At 61.9% G+C, this 1,855-nt stretch carries 3 protein-coding genes; all 3 read right to left on the bottom strand.

The features are described 5' to 3' along the window. Nucleotides 1–296: 296 nt before the first annotated feature. Nucleotides 297–464 carry a hypothetical protein gene (locus tag TA90_RS15135; protein WP_187120112.1) on the bottom strand — a complete coding sequence of 56 codons (168 nt, stop codon included), beginning with the start codon at nucleotides 462–464 and terminating at the stop codon, nucleotides 297–299. A 191-nt stretch (nucleotides 465–655) separates the two neighbouring features. Continuing rightward, entirely contained in the window at nucleotides 656–955 is a 300-nt protein-coding gene (locus TA90_RS08025; RefSeq protein WP_043535686.1) for a hypothetical protein, read from the bottom strand. A 116-nt stretch (nucleotides 956–1,071) separates the two neighbouring features. Beyond that, nucleotides 1,072–1,737 (bottom strand): polymorphic toxin-type HINT domain-containing protein, encoded by a 666-nt coding sequence (locus TA90_RS08020; RefSeq protein WP_043535684.1) that lies wholly within the window; start codon nucleotides 1,735–1,737, stop codon nucleotides 1,072–1,074. Between the last annotated feature and the right edge of the window lie 118 nt (nucleotides 1,738–1,855).

The raw sequence follows: 1,855 nt of genomic DNA, 5'->3' as shown, positions 1-1,855 counted from the left end.
AGAGACCCACACGGAGCTCACCCCGTCAGTGTCCGCAACTCGGGGTATCCCCACACGGTCCCATCCTGCGTCGCCACAGGGTCCACGAGGGCGACCCCAACCCACACCGCCAGCACCAGCACCAACCCGGCAGGGGCCCAATGCGGGCCATTCGAACACCCGACGTCGCGGCCGCCGACACGCGCCAACGGACGGGCTCGCAGGACAGTGCCGCCATCAGTGCAGGATCAGGGACACCAATGGGCGCCACCCTCATCGACCGTGCCCCCACGACCCCAGCGGCCAAGCCAACTGAGCTACTTCCGACGACGCTTCAACAGTGCAGTCGACTCCTTCCCGAGCACCGGATCCTCCCGCAGAGACTCGACCACCTCACGCCCACGCTCGCCCCCGACCCGCAGGATCGGACCGATGAAGCAGATGCGCGACTGACCACGCTCCTCAACAGACAAGAACTCGACCAAGTCATCCAACTGTGCCCCAGTCGCACACGCCGCCAGAGCAACCGCTGCACCGTCTTCCTCACTTGCATCGCGGGCAGCCAACCACCGTGCCTCGAGGCGGTCCCAGAACACCACAGACGGCTTCACCGCCAACGCCCGACCCAATGCGCTCATCAGAGTGCACGAAGCACGCCACACAGCACACGGAGCACTCACCCTTCGCAGCCCGCCGCCTCACAGTTGCGATTGAAGACAGCCAGCGCCTCAGGGTCGAACTCATAGAGGCGATCCATGTGGTAGGGATCCTCCACCAGCTCAGGATAACCCCAGGTCGCGACCCCGGGATGGGACCACAGATCCCTCCCAGATGCATTGATTCCCGGTTCGAGGGCGAACCGCCAATCAGACGGGATCTCTGCAGTGAACAGGTCGAAGAAACCCGCGTGCACAAACAACGGTCCACCATTGTCAGCCCGGACAAGAAAGAAGAATGATGTCTCAATGATGGACATACCCACGATCGGATACTCCTTGCCGACCGTGATCGGATAAGTGCTCTCCCACGGCGTAGACCGATCCTGCTGGTGATCAGCCAGCAACTTCGGATCGTTTAGAACACAGGTAGCTCTCATTGGCCTGTCACAAACTTGAAATCGTCCACTGCGCCAGTCGCGGCATTCCGGACATAATGGACATTCACGCCATTGACCAACTGCTGCATCTTCTCCCATCCCTCCACTGAGGGCCAACGCGGATCACTCATCATGACCTTTCGGATCCGGGTACCGCCAGGTGCTGACCGAACCTCCTCCATTGCAAGCTGCTCGGTCAAGCTTCCCGGAGTCGACCTGCCCGTGGAACCACGACCAAGCGGCTTGGGCGCCGAAGAAGGCAAGCCCGGCAGCAGAGAACACGTGTTGTGGACGAGGATCTCTGACTCACCGACATGGTAGGTGTGTACGCCCTCAATGCTGAGGTTGTAGGCAAGCGCGTTGCGCCGAGTACCCCTCCGGAACTCGACCACGGCGATCGAGCCGGCATCAGCGGTAAGCACCTGCTCTTCGGGAGCCAGTTCGTCGGCGCGCTCGAACCGCCGGTCGGTAGCTGACCAGAACGGATGATCCTCAGTCGTTGTGATGACCTCGCCATTGACATCCAAGTCCACGACCGTGTCGTCGTGAACGAAGACCCGCTCAACCCTCCTCGCGCCCTGTTGTCCAGACTCGGGATCGGTGGCCACCACCCTGTCGCCGAGGCGAACGTCCTTGATGGGCTTGTGAGTACCGTCGGCCATGAGTACCGCCGTTGCACCGGCGAAAGAGCAAGCGCTGGCCCCAGTCCTCGAGGTCGACGACCTCACCGTGTTCGTGCTCGGTCTGATCTGTGCGACTCGGCTTGGGATCGTTGTGCTT

The organism is Actinomyces polynesiensis, assembly GCF_000820725.1.
GTDB classification, from domain to species: domain Bacteria; phylum Actinomycetota; class Actinomycetes; order Actinomycetales; family Actinomycetaceae; genus Pauljensenia; species Pauljensenia polynesiensis.
The sequence above is the reverse complement of the archived record's forward strand: the minus strand, read 5'-3'. Positions and strand labels throughout refer to the sequence as shown.